Source organism: Flagellimonas halotolerans (assembly GCF_035818535.1).
In the GTDB taxonomy this organism is placed as follows: domain Bacteria; phylum Bacteroidota; class Bacteroidia; order Flavobacteriales; family Flavobacteriaceae; genus Flagellimonas; species Flagellimonas halotolerans.
Genome location: NZ_JAYKYV010000006.1, coordinates 156,293 through 174,446 on the forward strand (window position 1 = coordinate 156,293; position 18,154 = coordinate 174,446).

Here is an 18,154-nt window from a genome sequence, read left to right on the forward strand (position 1 = left end):
CTGCATGGAATCCAGACCAATTGAGCCTATTTGAATACAGATAAAATGATATTCACAAATAACTGATATTCAGTTATTTGAATGCATATCCATTATATTTTTCACCTATCAATAATCGTCTAACCCTTAAACGTTTACGATATGCGAAAATCTTTTTTTATTACCTTATTATTGCTTTTTACCACCAGTGCAGTTTTGGCCCAGATTGGGGGCATCGAGGATTCGGTCAATGATATTTCAGATACCATTCGGGCCATATTCCCTATCATTCTTGGCGTTATATTTTTGGTGGGCTTCCTGTTCAATGCAGGACATTTCTTTGGGGAGAACGCTGACCTAAAAAGGGGCATTACCCGTGTCTTGGTCTTTGTGCTAATCGCCGGTGCTGTTGTGGGCATCTTTACCTATCTCATCGGAATCGTAGTCTGATGAAACAGTTCGAGGTCTATAGAAATATACGAAAGCGGGCCATGATCATGGGGCTGTCCATTTCACTGTTTGGCCTGATGATGGTGTCTATCATCTGTTCGCTTTTGATCATCATTTTTTCGTTTCATTTGGGTGTCATCGTGGGCCTGCTGCTTTTCAATGCCCTGCTCTATGGGGCATTGTTGCAGTGGGTGAAGAAACCTTTCCAATTGAAGGTGATGCAAACCTTTCCCAAGACCATAAGCCTAAAACAGTTGAACCCCTTTGACTATGTCTAAACTGAATTTCAATGCATTTCACCCAATCCTGGATATTCAAAACCATGTGATCTTTGGGAGCAACGGCAATGTGGTATTGTGTTATCAGGTGGAACTGCCGGAGATATACTCCCTTTCTGAAACGGATTTTGGGGATCTACATGGGATGTGGTACCAAGCCTTTAAATCCTTGCCCGTGGGTACGGTTATCCATAAGCAGGATATATATCAAAAGAAGGGTTATGTAGGTAGAAATCTTCCAAAGGATTCCTTTCTGGCAAAGGCCACCCATGATTATTTTGTGGGTAGGGAGCATTTGGACCATCAGAGTTATCTCTTCTTTGTACTTCCTCTTGATAAAGCCCTTAATGCCACCAAATATGTCAATCCCTTTCGAAAAGTAGAGAAAGGGTTGCACCGGAAACTGGATGTGCAGGTAGCGGAATTTGTGACCGCCGTCAACGATGCGGTATCCTATATCAACAACTCCAAAAGCGTGTCCATGGTACCCATGGAACCTGAAGCCATATTGGAGCATACCCATGCTTATTTCAATGGATACAATCTTGATTTTGATACGGATATCCAGTTTGGGAAAGGCCCCATAGAAATTGGTGACCATTATTTTGATGTGATGGCCATCAACAATGAAGAATGTTTTGGAGAAACCGTGCAAAGCAGTGTGCCCAACGGGAAATTCAGTTCGGACGGATTCAGTTTTCATAAAGGTTTTTTGGACGGTCTGGGACTGGAATTGGGGGAGAACCATATCATCAACCAAATCCTATATCTAGATGATACCCATCAATGGCGTAAACTATTGGATAAAAAAATTGAGGAACTCTCCAAGAGCTCCAATTTTGGTTCCCAGAACAAAGTGGTTCGCAATAAGGTCCAACATATCTTGGACAGGATCAATGGGGATGATACCGCACGGATCGTTCGTGGCCATGTAAACATTGTTTTTTGGCATACGGAAGCTGGGGTGTTGAAGCGCATTGCTTCTGGCATTAAGGCCATATTAAAGGAACTGGATATACGACCCTATCATCCCCATGGGGAGGAGCGCAAACATTATTTTTTGAACTCCTATCCCAGTTATGCTTCCAACTTTTCCAATGAAGATCTTTTTGTGATGGACCTGAAGGCAGCCCTTTGTCTGTATATCAACAATACCAATTATCGCTCTGATGAAACAGGAATCGTTTTTAATGATAGACAGTACAATATTCCTGTGGTCAAGGATGTATGGGACGAGGGGAAAAGGCGTATCAAGGCCCGGAACTTTGCCATTTTTGCCCCGACAGGGGAAGGGAAATCCTTCTTGGCCAATAATATCCTACGTCAATACTTTGAGGCCGATGTACGACTGGTCATTATCGATTTAGGGGGTTCTTATGCCAAATTTGCCCAATTGTATCCCGATGATCACGTGGTCCTTCGCTATGAGCAAGGCAAGAACTTGGGTATTAATCCCTTTTATATTTCTGATCCGTCCGATTTGACCCCTGAACGATTGGAAGATCTGGCCCTGTTCCTTTTGGAGCTCTTGGCGGAAAGCCATGTGACCAAATCCAAGGAAGTGGCCTTGAAAAAAGTGTTGTTGCACTATTATAATAAGATCATGGAGGGGCATTCCTTGGCTTCCCTATATCAATTCGTGGACAAGCACAAGGATACCTTGATCGAGGAAACCCAAGTTCAGGAATCCGATTTTAGTGTTTATGGCTTTTTGCACATCCTTTCTGAATATGTGGATGGGGGCCTGTACAGTTTTCTGTTCCATGTGGCAGAAGACCAGACCTATAAGATCGAGGACAAGCGTTTAATTGTCTTTGAGTTGGACGAAGTGCGCGACAATAGGGAAATCCTGTCCGTAATGCTCAAATTGATCAAGTCGGCCATCCAACGCACCATTTGGCGAAACCGCTCGGAAAGGGGCATCATCCTGTTCGATGAGTTTGCCAAGCAACTCAAGTTTCCCAATGTATTGGAGAGTGTGGAGTTCTATTACCAGGCCATCCGAAAGCAAAACGGGGCCATTGGTATCATCCTGCAATCCATCAACCAATTACCGGAAAATGCCACTTCGGCAAGTATCCTGGAGAATACGCAGGTCGTGTACAGTTTACGGAACGAAAAGGGCTATGATGAACTGGCAAGGCGATTGAACCTCTCCAACCATGATCTCAATCAATTGAAGTCCCTTAGAAACAACCTGACAGGGGAACACAAATACACCGAAATCTTTATCAAGATCGGGAAGGAAAGCAATGTCTTTCGCTTGGAGGTACCCCCAGAGGTCTATGCGGCCTATCTCACCGATGGGATGGAACATGGTCAGATCATGGAACTCTTTGAACAGTTCGGGAATATGGAACGGGCCATTACGGAATTTATAAATCAACAAAAGAAAACGATATGAAAATAGTTAAGAAACAAAACCTAAGGAACAATCCTAGAACATGGATGTTGGCGCTGTCCTTGGCCCTGTTATTGCCTGCAGGCGCTGCCTGCCAAGGGATGCCGGTGTATGACAATACGAACTTTATCAGTATGACCAAGTCCCTGTTGGAATCGGCCAAACAGACCTCTGAACTGCTAAAGACCGTGGAGTTTCTGAAGGAACAGAAGGACAATATTGTCAAGGTCAATAACACCATCAAACAACTGAAGGCGGTTCGGGAATTGGCACGGAACAACGAGATTTTATTTCGAACGGTACAGAACGATCTTCGTGATATTCTGAACTCACCCTATATCAAGGCAGGGGAGGTGGAACAGGTATCCAGAGCCTTTGAGCAGATCATGGATACGGCCATTGATGACCTGGATTTTGTAAACCAGATTTTGTCCAGTGATTTTTTGAAGATGTCCGATGCGGAGCGCACGGCCATTTTGATGGAAAAAAAAGTGCAGTCGCAGGAAATGGTGGCCGAGTTGGAGGTCAAGACACGAAGGTACCGGGAAATCATCTCCTTTCGGCGTATGCAGGATATCATCAATAACCGGGAAACCAATTACTGATGGCGGGAATCTTTTTGGGCATAGGATTGGAATATGTGGATGCCGTCTTCCAGACCATCAAGGACAGTGATTTCTCCCAATATACCATTGTGGGGATGAAGACCCTGGCCGTACTGTTTTTTTTGATCAATATTTTGAAGAAATACAATGAGGGAATAGCTTCCACCGATGGCCATACCTGGGGGTTGACCCCCACGGAACTGGCCAAGAATTTTTTGGTGGTGCTCTTGGTCATTTTCTCCACTGAGGTATTGGGAGTGTTCGATGGGATCCTGGTGGCCATTGAGGCCCAATACCGGGACACGGCTCCGGCACTCCTCCCATTACAGTTGCAGGATGTGGACCTGGAACGGGATGTGGGTGCCTTGGAAGCCGCCAAGAAAGCCATGGCACTGTTGTATGAGGCCTTGGTCACTCCTTTGTACGGATTAAAGGTCTTGGCCTTTATCATCGGGGTCATTCTTTGGTTGATGGACCTGTTCATCTATCCTTTGTTCCTTGCAGAGCGATATTTCCTATTGGGGATCCTACAGGCCTTTTTTCCCTTGGTCATCAGCTTGGCCGTCTTTGAAAAGTTCAGGCCATTGGCCTATAATTATTTCAAGCTCTATGCAGCAGTATATATGCTGGTTCCCGCCTTCTTTTTGGTCAATGTCTTCGTCAACAACCTTTATACGGAGATCACTACCAACTTCTGGGGGAACCTCTTTGGTTTCGATTTTGGGAGTGAATTCTTTGCCTCCATCATTGAACTCGGGACCATTGGCTTTATTGTCTTGCTCAAATTTAAATTGTACCGAAGGGCGACCAGTTTTACCCTTCGATTGTTCACCGGTTAAATTGAAGTCTATGAAAACACCTTTTAAAAGTATTGTTCATGTGCTGCGGCTCAACCGTTTTGTGGTTCTTGCCGTGGTTATCGCCTCGGGTTTGGTCTGTATGGTTGCTATGGTCCTAGTGGGCAGGATATACCGTGAATCGTTGAACGGGGCCTTCGTGGTCAATGGGGAAGGGGAGGTCATACCGCTTTCCTGGGCCGAACAACGAGATCATCTGGAAGTGGAGGCCCTGGCCCATTTGGAACAGTTTCATAGGTGGTTTTATGGGGTGGATGCCGGCAGTTATGAGAAGAACATGGAGAGGGCCCTTTGGTTGGGTAATGCCTCCGTGGGTGCTGTCTACCAACAGAAAAAGGCAGACGGTTTCTATAACCGGTTGTTGCAATATTCCCTTGTGCAAGAGGTCATCAGAATCGATGCAGAGCTGGATTGGGATGGGACTTCCTTTGCCTTTAGGTCCCAATTGCATATACGGATCAATCGGGGAACCGTCACCGATACCTATGAACTGGTGACCTCGGGACATCTGATCCAAGTGGAACGGAATTTCCCCCATAATCCACATGGATTGTTGATCACTGATTTTTTTGAAAACTCACTTCGTAAACTTGAAACTCATGAAAACACAGAAGAATAAAATAGTTTTTGTTCTGGTACTGGTATGTATGGTACTCTTTATCACCATATATAGTATCGTCACTTTTGGAAAGCCAAAAAAGGAAAGCCTTGATGTGGGAAGGATCCCCATGCCGGATCTGGAGGACACTTCAGTGGAATTTGAATCCAAACTGGAAGCCGTGGAAGCCATCAAGGTGGAAAAACAATCCACGGCACCCCAAGTATATCCCGACCACATGGTGGATGATAAAGGGTATTTCAATCCAAATTATATGGAATATGAAAAGCAGCGGATCATAGACAGTGTCTTTGATACCAATGTCTTTACTGCGAAAAAAGTTTCTGTATCGGATGTAGATGAAATGCCCCAGTTGGAGGTTGTAAAAAAGGTAAGGGAAGATGACCAAAACATGGCAATAGGTTCCCCAAGGACGGAAACGGATCTGGGACTTGCACATCAACTGTTCTTTGCCTCCAATCCAAAAAGGAACCGTCCCGATGGAAATTTACCAACTGCCGCTGCGGCCAAGGTGTATGTGGATGGAGATCAAACCCTTCGGGACGGACAACGTTTGGACTTGCGACTCACACATGACTATGTTGTGGATGGAAACAGAGTGCCAGGAGGTACCCGCCTCTATGGCTTTGTAAAGATAAGGCCCAACCGGGTGATGGTGGAACTTACCCGATTGGGGACAACCCTTATGGATATGCAAGCCTATGATGCCCAGGATGGACAGGAAGGGATTTATGTGAAGAACCATCTGCGAGGTGAAGTGGTGGATCGGTCTTTGGAAGAGGGCCTTGGAGAGATCAATGTGCCGGGTGTGCCCCAGTTCAATGGGATCAAACGCATATTTCAGCGCGATCAACGTACCGTTAAGGTTCAGATTTCCGATCATTATCAATTCTTCTTAATACCTAGATCATGAAAACACTAAACGTCATCATTGCAGTAATGCTAATGGCCTATGGACACACCGTGTCGGGCCAAAAGGCCCTGGATACCATCCGTGCCAATTCACAAATGAACGTGGCCCTTTTTTTTTCCAGTCCCATCAAACAGGCTGTAACGGGAAACAGTAAAGCGATCTTTACCTATAACCGGGAAGAAGCTCAGTATTTTGGGCTGTTGCAGGCCACAGCCAACACCATTACTAACCTCTTGGTGATCACCATGGACGGACAAGCGTACGACTTCATGGTGGTCTATGGGGAACACTTGGCACAAACCCATTTTTTTGTGGACAAGGCGCATAGCATTGGCCAAGTACAGCAATTACCTGGTAAAAAAGGGGATTCCTTGGCTTCCCACACAGCTCGATTTCCTCTTTTAAGTGGATTGCTATCAAGTGATGGAAATGGTGCCTTGGCATCGGTACGAAGAAAGGGAATCCGATTGCGGTTGAAAAGGTTGGTCTACCGAAACGCTCAAGTATTTATGGTCGTAGAGGTGCGCAACCGATCAGGCATTGATTTTGAAGTAGGCACCCTTGAGGCCCTAAGGATAAATGGCAGCTTGAAACGGAGATCCTCGTATCAAGAAACCAAGTTGGAACCCCATTATATCTTTGAACGGCCCAAAATCATTAAAACCGGGACTTCCCAAGGATTTGTACTTGTGCTACCCAAATTTATCCTTTCCCCTAAGGAGCATCTAAGACTGATTCTCTTGGAAAGCCGTGGAAGCAGAAGGTTGGAGCTCAACTATTGACCTATCGATAAAGGGAAGTGGAATCCCTTTTTGGGTATACACTTTAACATGAAAACAAAATTTTGCCATAACAAAGGTTATAATGGTTACTAAGAAAGGAAATAAATTAGGAATGGCACACCTCAAGAAAAATGGAACTGGCTTCCAGCAGTATTAATACCAGAATCCAGTATTCTCTTCGTAGTGGCCTAATAGGATTGCGGGAACACTGAAAATCCGTATTGCTATTGGGAATGCACCCTTTTATATGCTAAATTGCTCTATTTGCCTATCATCCTTTGATCTGATTACTTCCTATCTTACGTTTTAACAACTGCGCATTGATGGCCACAATGATGGTGCTCAGGCTCATGAACACAGCACCGACGGCAGGGCCCATGACAAACCCTGAGGAATACAGTACACCGGCGGCCAACGGAATGGCGACCACATTGTAGGCCGTTGCCCAAATCAGGTTCTGGATCATTTTGTTGTAGGTGGCCTTGCCGAACAGGATGAGATTGGCAATATCCTTGGGGTTACTGTTGACTAAGATGATGTCGGCGGTTTCCGCCGCAACGTCTGTACCGGAACCAACGGCAATGCCCACATTGGCCTTTGCAAGGGCCGGGGCATCGTTCACACCGTCCCCGGTCATGGCCACGAACTCGCCCTTACGTTGGAGTTCTTCCACTATTTCCACTTTTTGGTGGGGCAACACTTCGGCATAGTAGCCATCCAAACCGAGTTTTTCGCTAACGGCCCTGGCCGTTTTTTCATTGTCCCCAGTGGCCATCAATACCTTGATGTCGTTCTTCTTGAATACTTGGATGGCCTCTTGGGATTCCGATCGTATCTCATCGGCCAGTGCAATGTATCCGGCCAGTTTTTCCTCGATCAACACAAATACCACGGTTTCGGCGGCATCGCTATAGGCGTCTTTGGGAATGGGAATGTTGTTGTCCCTTAAAAAACCGGGACTGACCACTTTTACCGGTTTGTCCTCCACGGTTGCCTCGACCCCTTTTCCAGTGATCGCATGAAAGTTCGAGGGATTGGGAATGGTGACCTTTTCCTCTTGGGCCCTTTTGATGATACCCACGGCAATGGGGTGTTCCGAGCTTTGTTCCAAGGCACTTGCCAGGCGAAGGACTTCATCCGGGGAATAGTTGTCATCGACCGATTGGATTCGGGTAACGCCAAAATCACCTTTGGTCAGGGTCCCCGTTTTATCAAATAACAAGGCCGATATCTTCCGGGATTCCTCAAAGGCGGTCCTGTTGCGGATCAATAGGCCGTTTTGGGCGGATACCGCGGTGGAAATGGCCACCACCAAAGGGATGGCAAGACCCAGGGCATGGGGACAGGCAATGACCATAACGGTCACCATGCGTTCCAGGGCATAAACAAAGGGGAAACCCAGGGCCAACCATACCGCCAGGGTCCCAAAACCAATGGCCAAGGCGATATAGGTTAACCATTTGGCGGCCCTATCGGAAAGGTTCTGCATTTTGGACTTGGTCTTTTGGGCCTCTTCCACCATCGTGATCACTTTGTTGAGGTAACTATCCTTGCCCGTGTGCTCCACTTTGATCTTTAAGGTGCTGTTGCCATTGACAGAACCGCCGATCACCTTGTCCTTTTCCTCTTTCTTTACAGGTTTCGATTCCCCCGTGAGCATGGATTCGTTCAGGTAACTGCTGCCTTCGACGATGGTACCGTCGGCTGGGACCTTTTCCCCCGGCTTGACCAGTATGATGTCATCTTTCAATACCGCTTCCAACGGTATGTCCTCTATGGTTTCCCCTTTGACACGGTGTGCTTCGGCAGGCATCATGCTGACCAACAACTGTAAGGCTTTTGAGGCACCAAGGACGCTCTTCATCTCTATCCAATGCCCGAGTAGCATGATGGCGATAAGGGTGGACAGTTCCCAGAAAAAGTCTTGGCCCTTCAGTCCGAATACGGTGGCCGTGCTATAGAAATAGGCTACGGAAATGGCCATGGAGATCAAGGTCATCATTCCCGGTGCACCCTGTTTTATTTCTGACCAAAAACCTTTCAAAAAAGGCCATCCCCCATAGAAATATACAATGGTGGAAAGCCCGAAAAGAAAGTAAGGGTTACCGGGAAGCAGGAATTCATACCCAAAAAAATCCTGGATCATGGGCGATAGGAACAAAATGGGTATGGTGAGTACCAGCGTTGTCCAAAATCGCTTTCGAAAGTCGGCGATCATCATTTTGTGGTGGTCATGACCCATTTGGCCATGTGCGGGGTTGTGCCCAGAATGGCCCCCAGGGCCATGGTCCATTTTGGAGTGGTCGGTCTTATCGTGGTTCATCCGTGAATGGTCGTGGTGTTGGTGCTTTTCCATCATCGGTTCTTTTTAAGGGTTATCGTAATTTTTTTCTCATTTTTTCAGAAATGTTTCCGGCATAGACGCCATAGGCATCCACCAGGATGCCCCTGATGCCATCTTTGGAGGATATGGCGTACAGCACGCTGTTGTCATCGGTGCTGCTCATCCCCTCAAAACGATGGGTCTGGTCGACCTTAAAGTCCTCCGGTCGAATTTCGATTTTAAGGGAAGCGCATTCCAGACAATGGGGCTTGAGATTAAAATCATAGGTATAGCCCTTTGCCTGTAAATCGGATATGGCTTCTGAAAGGGTATCATAATTTTTCATAGGGTTTCGATTTTGGGTTATTGTGATATAACCATTTGTTGTTACAATCTCCATTGATAAATCGTCGTTTTTACAACAGATCAGAATGTATTGTCCTGAAAATGCCCCAGCCATTTAAAGGACGAATGTCCTTACAAAGGGACAAACCAGGGCATAGTGCCCAAGGTGGAAAAAAAAATCAAATCAATAAAGTCCTGTGGAGGATAGGGAGGTTTCGTTCGACCCAAGGGGGGATATAGTCTTTAAAAGGAACAATGCTTTCCTGTAGCCCACCAAAGCTATCGGTATGGTAAAAAATGGAGGTATATGGAACTATGAGTGTATCGAAATCAAGGTCAAAAGATCGAACCATCAGGTCATCCTTGCCGAAATTGGCATAAGTAACGTTGCTACAGCAATTCTTTTGCTCCAAAGAACACTTCCTTAAGGGGCTTTTGGGGCTTTGAAGCTTTTGGTCGCAGGGTTTTGCCTTTCCTGTCACGGAAAAACTGACCAATTTGTTACAACAAAAATGGGCGTTGGAAGCAAAGGAAGTCGTACTGACCAATACGGAACAGGCTAGAAACAGGGATAATATTTTCGATATGGTTTGCTTCACCTATTAAAATTAAAAAAAATAGTACACCGATCATAAAACATATTGAAATCAATTCGATCTTAACTCACTCATACATTAGTAGTTTTTTGTATTCTGATAATGTGGATTGTTCCTGTTTCAAAAGTATGGGAACTACTTCTGAAAAAACATGATGGACATCATGTTTTGGATTGGGTGGAACAACTTCATATGCCCATTCGATTTCTGTTGCTTGGGCAACAGGTGAAGCTAAAGGTCAATGTGCCCGATCCACCGACAGGATGTGGTATGGGACAACCTTTGTGGCCCGGCCTAAGAAATTGGTATACCATATATTCCCTATGGAAGACAAAATAGCATAGCCCGTCCTTCCTTCATTTCTGACATAAGGCCGACCTGAAAAAGCCGTTATGTCATTGCTGGCCAGGGAACGTTTTGTCATACTATATGTAATTGAAAATCAAACCGATGATTTTGTGGGACCTGCTTAGGTTCAGGGCTGTGGAATGGCAAGGATTTTACATGAAATCGCCATAAAAAATATGTTAAATAAAATAGGGTTGTTAAAATTATTGTAGTTTTGTAATCGCATATGAAACTATTTTGGTTCAAAATATTATCTTGTTTCATGGCACTGAATGTGCTGGCCTCCACATTTTCCTTTGCGGTGGGGCAACACTATTGTGGTGAGGATCTTGTTGATTTTTCCTTCTTCGGTAAAGCGGAATCCTGTGGAATGGATGTGCAACAAGCTTCCGATTCGCATGAACATAATCTGCAAAAAAATGGATGCTGTGAAGATGAGACACTTTCTGTCCTCGGGCAGGAAGATCTTCTACTTTCAGTTGAAAATGTAAGTATAGGGGAGCATCAGTTCCTAATTGCCTTCACCTACAGTTACATCAATCTTTTTGAGGGATCACAGGAAAATATAGTTCCTGTCGTACATTACCCTCCGCCCCTTTTGGTCAAGGATATTCAGATTCTTGATCAAACTTTCCTTATTTAAGAGCATATCGATGACGTTTGGCCGTGCTATGGTTTTTGGCATGGCCCTAGGTATTTATTGCCTTTGGAACAATTTCACTATTTCCAACACAATAAACTCATGATATGCTCAATAAAATCATAAAATACTTTTTAGAGAACAAACTGGTGACCGTTCTCGTTTTAATAATGTTGGTTACCTGGGGGATTGTCACTTCCCCCTTCAATTGGAATACGGGCTTTCTTCCCAAAGACCCGGTGCCCGTGGATGCCATTCCCGATATTGGGGAAAACCAGCAAATTGTTTTCACGCAATGGCCCGGACGTTCGCCACAAGATATCGAGGATCAGATTTCTTATCCAATGACGACCTATTTACTGGGGATTCCAGGAGTGAAAACAATCCGTAGTTCATCCATCTTTGGATTTTCCAGTATCTATATCATTTTTGATGATGATGTGGAATTTTATTGGTCGCGTTCCCGGATCCTGGAAAAATTGAATTCACTTCCCACGGGTCTGTTGCCCGATGGCGTTACCCCGACTTTGGGTCCCGACGCCACGGCATTGGGACAGGTATATTGGTATACCTTGGAAGGAAGGGACAAGGATGGCAATCCTACGGGAGGATGGGATCTGCACGAGATACGGACCGCCCAGGATTTTTATGTGAAATATGGATTGAATGCCGTGGACGGGGTGTCCGAAGTGGCTTCGATCGGGGGTTATGTCCAAGAATATCAAGTGGATGTAAATCCGGATGCCCTAAAGGCCTATAATATCCCCTTATACAAGGTCATGGAGGCCGTACGGAAGTCGAACAGGGATGTGGGCGCCAAGACCATTGAAGTCAATCAAGCAGAATATTTGGTCAGGGGCTTGGGATATGTCAAAAATACGGAAGACATAGAAAAGGCGGTGGTTGCCGTATTTGACAATGTCCCGGTTCGGATCAAGGATATTGGGGTGGTCAGCTTGGGACCGGCCACACGAAGGGGCGTGCTCGATAAAGGGGGCGCCGAAGTGGTAGGTGGCGTAGTGGTCGCCCGTTATGGTTCCAATCCCTTGGCGGTCATCAATAATGTGAAGGACAAGATCAAGGAAATCGCACCCGGATTGCCCAAGAAGACCTTGGCCAATGGTGTGGAAAGCCAATTGACCGTGGTCCCGTTTTATGACCGGACACAGCTCATCCACGAGACCATAGGCACTTTGGAAAATGCCCTGTCGCACGAAATACTGATCAGCATCATCGTTGTACTGGTACTTGTCCTCAACTTGAGGGCCTCTGTGATCATATCAAGTCTATTGCCCGTCGGGGTGCTAATGACCTTTATTGTCATGCAATATGCCGGGGTAGATGCCAATGTGGTCGCGCTTTCCGGAATAGCCATTGCCATAGGGGTGATGGTGGACGTGGGGATCGTGTTCGTCGAGAACATTATCCGACATTTGGAAATGCCCGAGAACCATGGTGCCAAGGGCAAGGAACTCATTCAGGTAATATATAGGGCAACCGTGGAAGTGGCCTCGGCAATTACCACCGCATTGGCGACCACTGTCGTGAGCTTTGTGCCTGTCTTTGCCATGCAATCGGCAGAAGGGAAGTTATTTAGGCCCCTGGCCTTTACCAAGACCTTCGCCCTGTTGAGCGCCTTTGTACTGGGAATCGTTGTACTGCCTGCCTTGGCCCATTTTGTACTGGGGGTGGATTATGACAAGAAACGGGTGCGACGATTTTGGTCCATTCTATTGATATCCACTGGGCTTATTTTTGCATTCTATGCCCAGATGTGGTTGCCATTGGTCATTTCACTCATTGGGTTGAACAATTTGATGGAACCCAAATGGCCGGAGCACTATAAATCGTTTCCCAACTATATCAATTTGGGATTGACCGTTTTTATCGCCTCGTTCTTCCTGACCGAGGAATGGATGCCCTTGGGACCCCAAAACGGTATTGTGGTCAACTACTTTTTTGTGTTGTTCCTAGTGGGCATTATCCTGGCCGCTTTGATGGGAATCGTACATTTCTATACCCCGGTCCTAAAGTGGTGTCTGGAAAACAAGGGAAAGTTCATGCTCATCCCATTCGTGACCCTGTTTTTTGGGGTATTGGTTTGGCTGGGGTTCGATAGCACCTTTGGAATCGTGGCCAAAGGCTTTGAATCGGTAGGTTGGAAAAGTGTCAGACAGACCTCGGGATGGCAGGCAGCTTCCAAGAGATTCCCGGGAATAGGGTCCGAGTTCATGCCATCGCTCAATGAAGGTTCGTTCCTGTTGATGCCGACATCCATGCCGCATTCAGGGGTGGAATACAACAAAAGGGTGGTTGGACAGTTGGATATGCTCTTGGGAAGCATACCCGAAGTGGACTTGGTTGTCGGTAAACTCGGTCGCGTTGAATCCGCACTGGACCCTGCACCCATTTCCATGTATGAGAACATCATCAACTATAAACCTGAATTCATTGTGAATGAAGACGGACATAGGGTCCGTTATAAAGTAGATCGAAAGGACAGGTTCATTACCCAGCATAAAGACACTTTGACCAATGAGGAGGCCTTGCAGCGAGGGATTGCCGAGAAGGACCTGATCGTGGATGAGGACGGTGAGTTTTTCCGAAACTGGAGGCCCCATATCAAATCCCCCAACGATATCTGGGATGAGATCGTAAAGGTCACCAAGATCCCGGGCATAACCTCTGCTCCCAAATTACAGCCCATTGAAACCCGGTTGGTGATGCTGCAGACCGGAATGCGCGCTCCCATGGGGATCAAGGTTTTTGGGCCCGATTTGAAGACCATCGAGGATTTTGGGATGCAATTGGAAGGTATCTTGAAGGAAGTTCCTTCGGTCAAGGCAGAAGCCGCATTCGCCGATAGAATAGTCGGCAAACCTTATTTGCACCTCAATATCAACAGGGACGGGATATCCCGATATGGTTTGAACATTGAAGATGTGCAGCAAAGCATCGAAACAGCGATCGGTGGGATGAAAATCACCTCCACCGTTGAAGGTAGGGAACGTTTTCCCGTGCGGGTGCGCTACCCGAGGGAATTGAGGGACGACCCGGAATCGTTGAAGAAAATTTTGATTCCCACACCGGTAGGGGCGCAAATTCCCTTATCCCAAGTGGTGGATTTTGAATATGTCCGCGGGCCTCAGGCCATCAAGAGCGAAAACACCTTTTTGGTAGGCTATGTGCTTTTTGATAAACGGGACGGTTTTGCGGAAGTCGATGTGGTGAACGATGCCCAGGAAGCCATCCAGAAAAAAATCGATGCAGGTGAATTAACGGTCCCCGCGGGAATAAGCTATAAGTTTTCAGGGAGTTATGAGAACCAAATCAGGGCAGTGAAAAGACTGTCCATTATCATACCGATCAGTTTGATCGTTATTTTCTTGCTGCTGTTTTTTCAGTTCAAGACGGTCATCGCATCCTCCATCCATTTTTCCGGGGTTTTTGTTGCTTTTGCGGGAGGTTTCATAATGCTCTGGCTCTATGGTCAGGATTGGTTCATGAATTTTGCCATTTCAGGGGTCAACATGCGGGATCTGTTCCAAATGCACACGATCAATTTAAGCGTTGCGGTTTGGGTTGGTTTTATCGCACTTTTCGGTATTGCCACCGATGATGGTGTCATCATGGGTACGTACATCCACCAGGTTTTTGAGGAAAAGAACCCTCAAACCGTACCGGATGTAAGAGCGGCGGTTTTGGAGGCAGGGAAAAAGAGGGTCCGTCCCGCCATGATGACGGCCGCCGTGGCCATCATCGCCCTTTTGCCGGTGCTGACCTCGACCGGAAAAGGGGCCGACATTATGATTCCCATGGCCATCCCGACTTTTGGGGGAATGGCCATACAGATCATGACCATGTTCGTGGTCCCGGTACTCCAAGCCTATTGGAGGGAAACAGTCATTAAAAATCGCAACAAAGCATTGAAAAAAATACAGTAAAATGAAAAAGGTAGTGACCATTATATTTATCTTGACAAGTATCCTATCCAATGGCCAGACCTTGGAGGACTACTTTGAGATTGCTGCTGGGAACAACCCGGGGCTGCTTTCACAGTACAAAGATTTTGAGGCGGCGTTACAAAAGGTACCGCAGGTGAAGGCTTTACCAGATCCAAACCTGTCCTTTGGGTACTTCATCTCCCCGGTCGAAACCCGGGTAGGGCCCCAAAAGGCAAGATTTTCACTGACCCAGATGTTTCCTTGGTTTGGAACCTTAAAGGCCCAAGGTGATGCCGCTGCACTTATGGCAGAGGCCAAGTACCAGTCTTTTTTGGATGCCAGGAACAAACTTTATTACGAGGTTTCAGCAGCTTATTTTCCATTGTACGAACTTAAGGAGTGGGTACGGATCGAAGAGGACAACATCGCCATCCTGGAATCCTACAAGACGGTTTCCAATACGAAATTCAAAAATGGCTTGGGATCATTGGTCGATGTCTTAAGGGTGGACGTGCTTTTAAAGGAAGCCCGGACGAATCTGGGTATCCTTAAACATAAGGAAATCCCCCTTTTGGCGTCCTTCAATAAACTATTGGACCGTAAGGAAGATGAACAAATAATCGTTCCTGAGACCCTTGGGGTCAATGTACTGCCCATTGATTATGTCAAAGATTCCTTGGTAGTGGACCATCCGCTCTTGAATTCCCTGGAATTAAAAGTCAAGGCTGCAGCGGCATCCGAAAGGGCAGCCCTTAAACAAGGCCTGCCAAAAGTGGGGGTCGGACTGGACTATGTAATGGTCGATAAGCGTACCGACATGGTGGTTCCCGATAACGGCAAGGATGTATTGATGCCCATGGTTACCTTGAGCCTGCCCCTATTCAGGGGTAAGTACAGGGCAGCCGAAAAAGAGGCCCAATTGATGCAGGAAAGTTATTCCCTGCAAAAAAAGGAAATCACCAATACATTGAAGACCAATTATGAAATGGCCGTTTTTGACATAAGGCAGCAGACCGATCTGATTTCCCTCTTTGATGAGCAGATCATGGAATCGGAACAAGCACTCAATCTGTTGTTCACTGCCTATGGGAATTCCGGGAAGGACTTCGAGGAGGTGTTGCGAATGCAGCAACAGTTGTTGAAGTATACTAAATTGAAAATAAGCGCATTGACGCAGTATGAAATAGCGTTGGCCAAGTTTAACTATATCACGGCAAAAAAATAATCAGATGAAATCAGAAACACAAAAAATAGTAAAAATAGCCTTGTCCACCCTGGTTCTTGGACTTTTGCTGGGTTGGCTATTGTTCGGAGGCTCGAAGGGCAATGCCACGGAGGAACACCAACATGCTTCGGAAGTATCGGAAGAAACCACTTGGACCTGCTCGATGCATCCGCAGATCAGACAGCCGGAACCGGGAGATTGCCCCATTTGTGGGATGGACTTGATCCCTTTGGAAAATGACAACGGTTCGGAACTGGACCCCATGGCCGTTAGCATGTCGAAAACCGCCATGCAGCTTGCCAATGTCACTACGGAAATCGTGGGCAAGACCGCCCCGGTCAAATTGATCAATCTTAATGGCAAGGTGGAAGCGGACGAACGATCGATCTATTCCCAATCTTCCCATATTCCCGGCAGGGTGGAACGGCTAATGGTGAATTTTACAGGGGAGTATATCAAGCAGGGGCAGATCATCGCCTATATTTATTCCCCTGACCTGGTCACTGCCCAAGAGGAACTTTTTGAAGCAAGAAAGGTAGCGGACACCCAACCGCAGTTTTTTAATGCCGCCAAGGAAAAATTAAAAAACTGGAAGCTTTCCGACAACCAAATCGCACAGATACTTCAATCCGGGACCGTTAAGGAGGAATTGCCGATACATGCCGATGTTTCAGGCTACGTTACCGAAAAAATGGTAAACCTTGGCGACTATGTCAACAAGGGCAAGGCATTATATCAAATTGCCAACCTGAACAGCGTTTGGGTATTGTTCGATATTTATGAGTCCGACATGCCCTGGGTAAGGAAAGGCGACGAAGTGGTCTTTACCATACCCTCCCTCCCGGGCGAAAATTTCAAAGGCAGGATTTCCTATATCGACCCGGTGATCAATCCCATGACAAGGGTTGCCAAGGCCAGAATCGAGATCGGGAACACCGGTTTAAGGTTAAAGCCGGAAATGTTCGCTTCCGGAACCGTAAAAGCAAAACAGCCCATTGCATCAGAAGCGATAACCATTCCTAAGTCGGCAGTGATGTGGACCGGGGAACGTTCTGTGGTATACATCAAGAATACCACATCCAATGGGGTGAATTTTGTGTTGCGCGATGTCACCTTGGGACCATCGTTGGGAAATGGTTTCATTGTCAAGGAGGGGCTGCAAGAAGGGGATGAGATCGCGGTAAACGGGACCTTTAGTATCGACGCGGCGGCCCAATTGGCCGGGAAACCGAGCATGATGAATCCTGAAGGTGGGCCCGCCATGACGGGACATAACCACGGAGGCATGAAGATGGGGGATGACAAGGGTACAGGCGGTAGCGATCATTCGGAAATGGATATGGGGGATCCCGGCTTGGAAAACAAAATAGACCATTCCGATATGAATCAGCGAATGACGGCGACAGCGACTTTTAAAAACCAATTGAAACAGGTGTTGAGCGCCTACTTGGAGTTAAAGGATGCCCTTGTCAATGATAATGGTACCAAGGCAAATGCCGCTGCAAAAAAAGTGTTGTCGGCCTTGGAACATGTGGATATGAAACAATTGACGGACAAGAAGGCGCACGGCCATTGGATGACGATATCGAAGGAAATCTCCAGTTCGGCGAATTCCATTTCAAAGATATCGGATGTCAAGGCGCAACGCAACCATTTTAAACAACTGTCCGCCCATTTATCCAATGGTATCAAGCTTTTTGGGGTGGATCAAAAGATATACGAACAGTTTTGCCCGATGGCCGATAACGACAAAGGTGCCTATTGGTTGAGTACGACCAAAGAGATCAAAAACCCCTATTTCGGAGAGGCTATGTTGACCTGCGGTGAAATCACCGATGAAATGTAATTG

Annotated in this window: 15 protein-coding genes; 12 read left to right on the top strand and 3 right to left on the bottom strand. The window is 46.5% G+C overall.

The genetic code is table 11. From position 1 onward, the window contains the following. Positions 1 to 141 precede the first annotated feature (141 nt). The 8 genes from VM932_RS09195 to VM932_RS09230 are packed head-to-tail and all read left to right on the top strand — an operon-like array spanning position 142 to position 6,884. Positions 142 to 429 (top strand): hypothetical protein, encoded by a 288-nt coding sequence (locus VM932_RS09195; RefSeq protein WP_067029105.1) that lies wholly within the window; start codon positions 142 to 144, stop codon positions 427 to 429. Then, positions 429 to 707 (top strand): hypothetical protein, encoded by a 279-nt coding sequence (locus tag VM932_RS09200; RefSeq protein WP_067029103.1) that lies wholly within the window; start codon positions 429 to 431, stop codon positions 705 to 707. The genes VM932_RS09195 and VM932_RS09200 overlap by 1 nt, the downstream gene beginning before the upstream one ends. Further along, positions 700 to 3,111 (top strand): TraG family conjugative transposon ATPase, encoded by a 2,412-nt coding sequence (locus VM932_RS09205; protein ID WP_067029101.1) that lies wholly within the window; start codon positions 700 to 702, stop codon positions 3,109 to 3,111. Before VM932_RS09200 ends, VM932_RS09205 begins: the two co-directional genes overlap by 8 nt. Beyond that, positions 3,108 to 3,713, top strand: coding sequence for a conjugal transfer protein (locus VM932_RS09210; protein ID WP_083157924.1), 606 nt, complete (start codon positions 3,108 to 3,110; stop codon positions 3,711 to 3,713). The genes VM932_RS09205 and VM932_RS09210 overlap by 4 nt, the downstream gene beginning before the upstream one ends. Then, positions 3,713 to 4,552, top strand: a complete 840-nt coding sequence (locus VM932_RS09215) for a hypothetical protein (RefSeq protein WP_176712344.1) — start codon at positions 3,713 to 3,715, stop codon at positions 4,550 to 4,552. Before VM932_RS09210 ends, VM932_RS09215 begins: the two co-directional genes overlap by 1 nt. 10 nt (positions 4,553 to 4,562) lie before the next feature. Next, complete coding sequence (locus VM932_RS09220; protein ID WP_067029097.1) at positions 4,563 to 5,189, top strand: conjugal transfer protein TraK; 627 nt, start codon at positions 4,563 to 4,565, stop codon at positions 5,187 to 5,189. Beyond that, positions 5,170 to 6,102, top strand: a complete 933-nt coding sequence (traM, locus tag VM932_RS09225) for a conjugative transposon protein TraM (protein WP_067029095.1) — start codon at positions 5,170 to 5,172, stop codon at positions 6,100 to 6,102. Before VM932_RS09220 ends, traM begins: the two co-directional genes overlap by 20 nt. Next, complete coding sequence (locus VM932_RS09230) at positions 6,099 to 6,884, top strand: DUF4138 domain-containing protein (RefSeq protein WP_067029093.1); 786 nt, start codon at positions 6,099 to 6,101, stop codon at positions 6,882 to 6,884. Before traM ends, VM932_RS09230 begins: the two co-directional genes overlap by 4 nt. Before the next feature lie 271 nt (positions 6,885 to 7,155). On the opposite strand, the gene VM932_RS09235 is transcribed toward VM932_RS09230, so the two are convergent. The 3 genes from VM932_RS09235 to VM932_RS16760 all read right to left on the bottom strand — a co-directional run bounded on the left by VM932_RS09235 (position 7,156) and on the right by VM932_RS16760 (position 10,151). Continuing rightward, the gene (locus VM932_RS09235) at positions 7,156 to 9,243 is read right to left on the bottom strand and encodes a copper-translocating P-type ATPase (protein ID WP_409552656.1); all 2,088 of its coding nucleotides are present in this window, start codon (positions 9,241 to 9,243) and stop codon (positions 7,156 to 7,158) included. A 16-nt stretch (positions 9,244 to 9,259) separates the two neighbouring features. Continuing rightward, positions 9,260 to 9,553: a phosphoribosylpyrophosphate synthetase gene (locus VM932_RS09240; protein ID WP_067029136.1), complete on the bottom strand. Its 294-nt coding sequence runs from the start codon at positions 9,551 to 9,553 to the stop codon at positions 9,260 to 9,262. A 178-nt stretch (positions 9,554 to 9,731) separates the two neighbouring features. Continuing rightward, positions 9,732 to 10,151, bottom strand: coding sequence for an HYC_CC_PP family protein (locus VM932_RS16760; RefSeq protein WP_428979728.1), 420 nt, complete (start codon positions 10,149 to 10,151; stop codon positions 9,732 to 9,734). Between the two features lie 571 nt (positions 10,152 to 10,722). Here VM932_RS16760 and VM932_RS09245 point away from each other — a divergent pair. The 4 genes from VM932_RS09245 to VM932_RS09260 all read left to right on the top strand — a co-directional run bounded on the left by VM932_RS09245 (position 10,723) and on the right by VM932_RS09260 (position 18,151). Further along, complete coding sequence (locus VM932_RS09245) at positions 10,723 to 11,139, top strand: HYC_CC_PP family protein (RefSeq protein WP_067035961.1); 417 nt, start codon at positions 10,723 to 10,725, stop codon at positions 11,137 to 11,139. A 104-nt stretch (positions 11,140 to 11,243) separates the two neighbouring features. Further along, on the top strand, positions 11,244 to 15,080 hold the full coding sequence (locus VM932_RS09250; protein ID WP_326278540.1) for an efflux RND transporter permease subunit: 3,837 nt from the start codon (positions 11,244 to 11,246) through the stop codon (positions 15,078 to 15,080). 1 nt (position 15,081) lies between these two features. Continuing rightward, positions 15,082 to 16,305, top strand: coding sequence for a TolC family protein (locus VM932_RS09255; RefSeq protein ID WP_326278541.1), 1,224 nt, complete (start codon positions 15,082 to 15,084; stop codon positions 16,303 to 16,305). A 4-nt stretch (positions 16,306 to 16,309) separates the two neighbouring features. After that, on the top strand, positions 16,310 to 18,151 hold the full coding sequence (locus tag VM932_RS09260; protein ID WP_326278542.1) for an efflux RND transporter periplasmic adaptor subunit: 1,842 nt from the start codon (positions 16,310 to 16,312) through the stop codon (positions 18,149 to 18,151). Positions 18,152 to 18,154 lie beyond the last annotated feature (3 nt).

Bases quoted from the DNA above. Each gene is read 5' to 3' on its own strand.
- VM932_RS09230 (WP_067029093.1), top strand. From the start codon at position 6,099: ATGAAAACACTAAACGTCATCATTGCAGTAATGCTAATGGCCTATGGA.
- VM932_RS09210 (WP_083157924.1), top strand. From the start codon at position 3,108: ATGAAAATAGTTAAGAAACAAAACCTAAGGAACAATCCTAGAACATGG.
- VM932_RS09260 (WP_326278542.1), top strand. From the start codon at position 16,310: ATGAAATCAGAAACACAAAAAATAGTAAAAATAGCCTTGTCCACCCTG.
- VM932_RS09255 (WP_326278541.1), top strand. From the start codon at position 15,082: ATGAAAAAGGTAGTGACCATTATATTTATCTTGACAAGTATCCTATCC.
- VM932_RS09215 (WP_176712344.1), top strand. From the start codon at position 3,713: ATGGCGGGAATCTTTTTGGGCATAGGATTGGAATATGTGGATGCCGTC.
- VM932_RS09200 (WP_067029103.1), top strand. From the start codon at position 429: ATGAAACAGTTCGAGGTCTATAGAAATATACGAAAGCGGGCCATGATC.
- VM932_RS09195 (WP_067029105.1), top strand. From the start codon at position 142: ATGCGAAAATCTTTTTTTATTACCTTATTATTGCTTTTTACCACCAGT.
- VM932_RS09220 (WP_067029097.1), top strand. From the start codon at position 4,563: ATGAAAACACCTTTTAAAAGTATTGTTCATGTGCTGCGGCTCAACCGT.
- VM932_RS09245 (WP_067035961.1), top strand. From the start codon at position 10,723: ATGAAACTATTTTGGTTCAAAATATTATCTTGTTTCATGGCACTGAAT.
- VM932_RS09235 (WP_409552656.1), bottom strand. From the start codon at position 9,243: ATGATGGAAAAGCACCAACACCACGACCATTCACGGATGAACCACGAT.
- traM (WP_067029095.1), top strand. From the start codon at position 5,170: ATGAAAACACAGAAGAATAAAATAGTTTTTGTTCTGGTACTGGTATGT.
- VM932_RS09250 (WP_326278540.1), top strand. From the start codon at position 11,244: ATGCTCAATAAAATCATAAAATACTTTTTAGAGAACAAACTGGTGACC.
- VM932_RS09205 (WP_067029101.1), top strand. From the start codon at position 700: ATGTCTAAACTGAATTTCAATGCATTTCACCCAATCCTGGATATTCAA.
- VM932_RS09240 (WP_067029136.1), bottom strand. From the start codon at position 9,553: ATGAAAAATTATGATACCCTTTCAGAAGCCATATCCGATTTACAGGCA.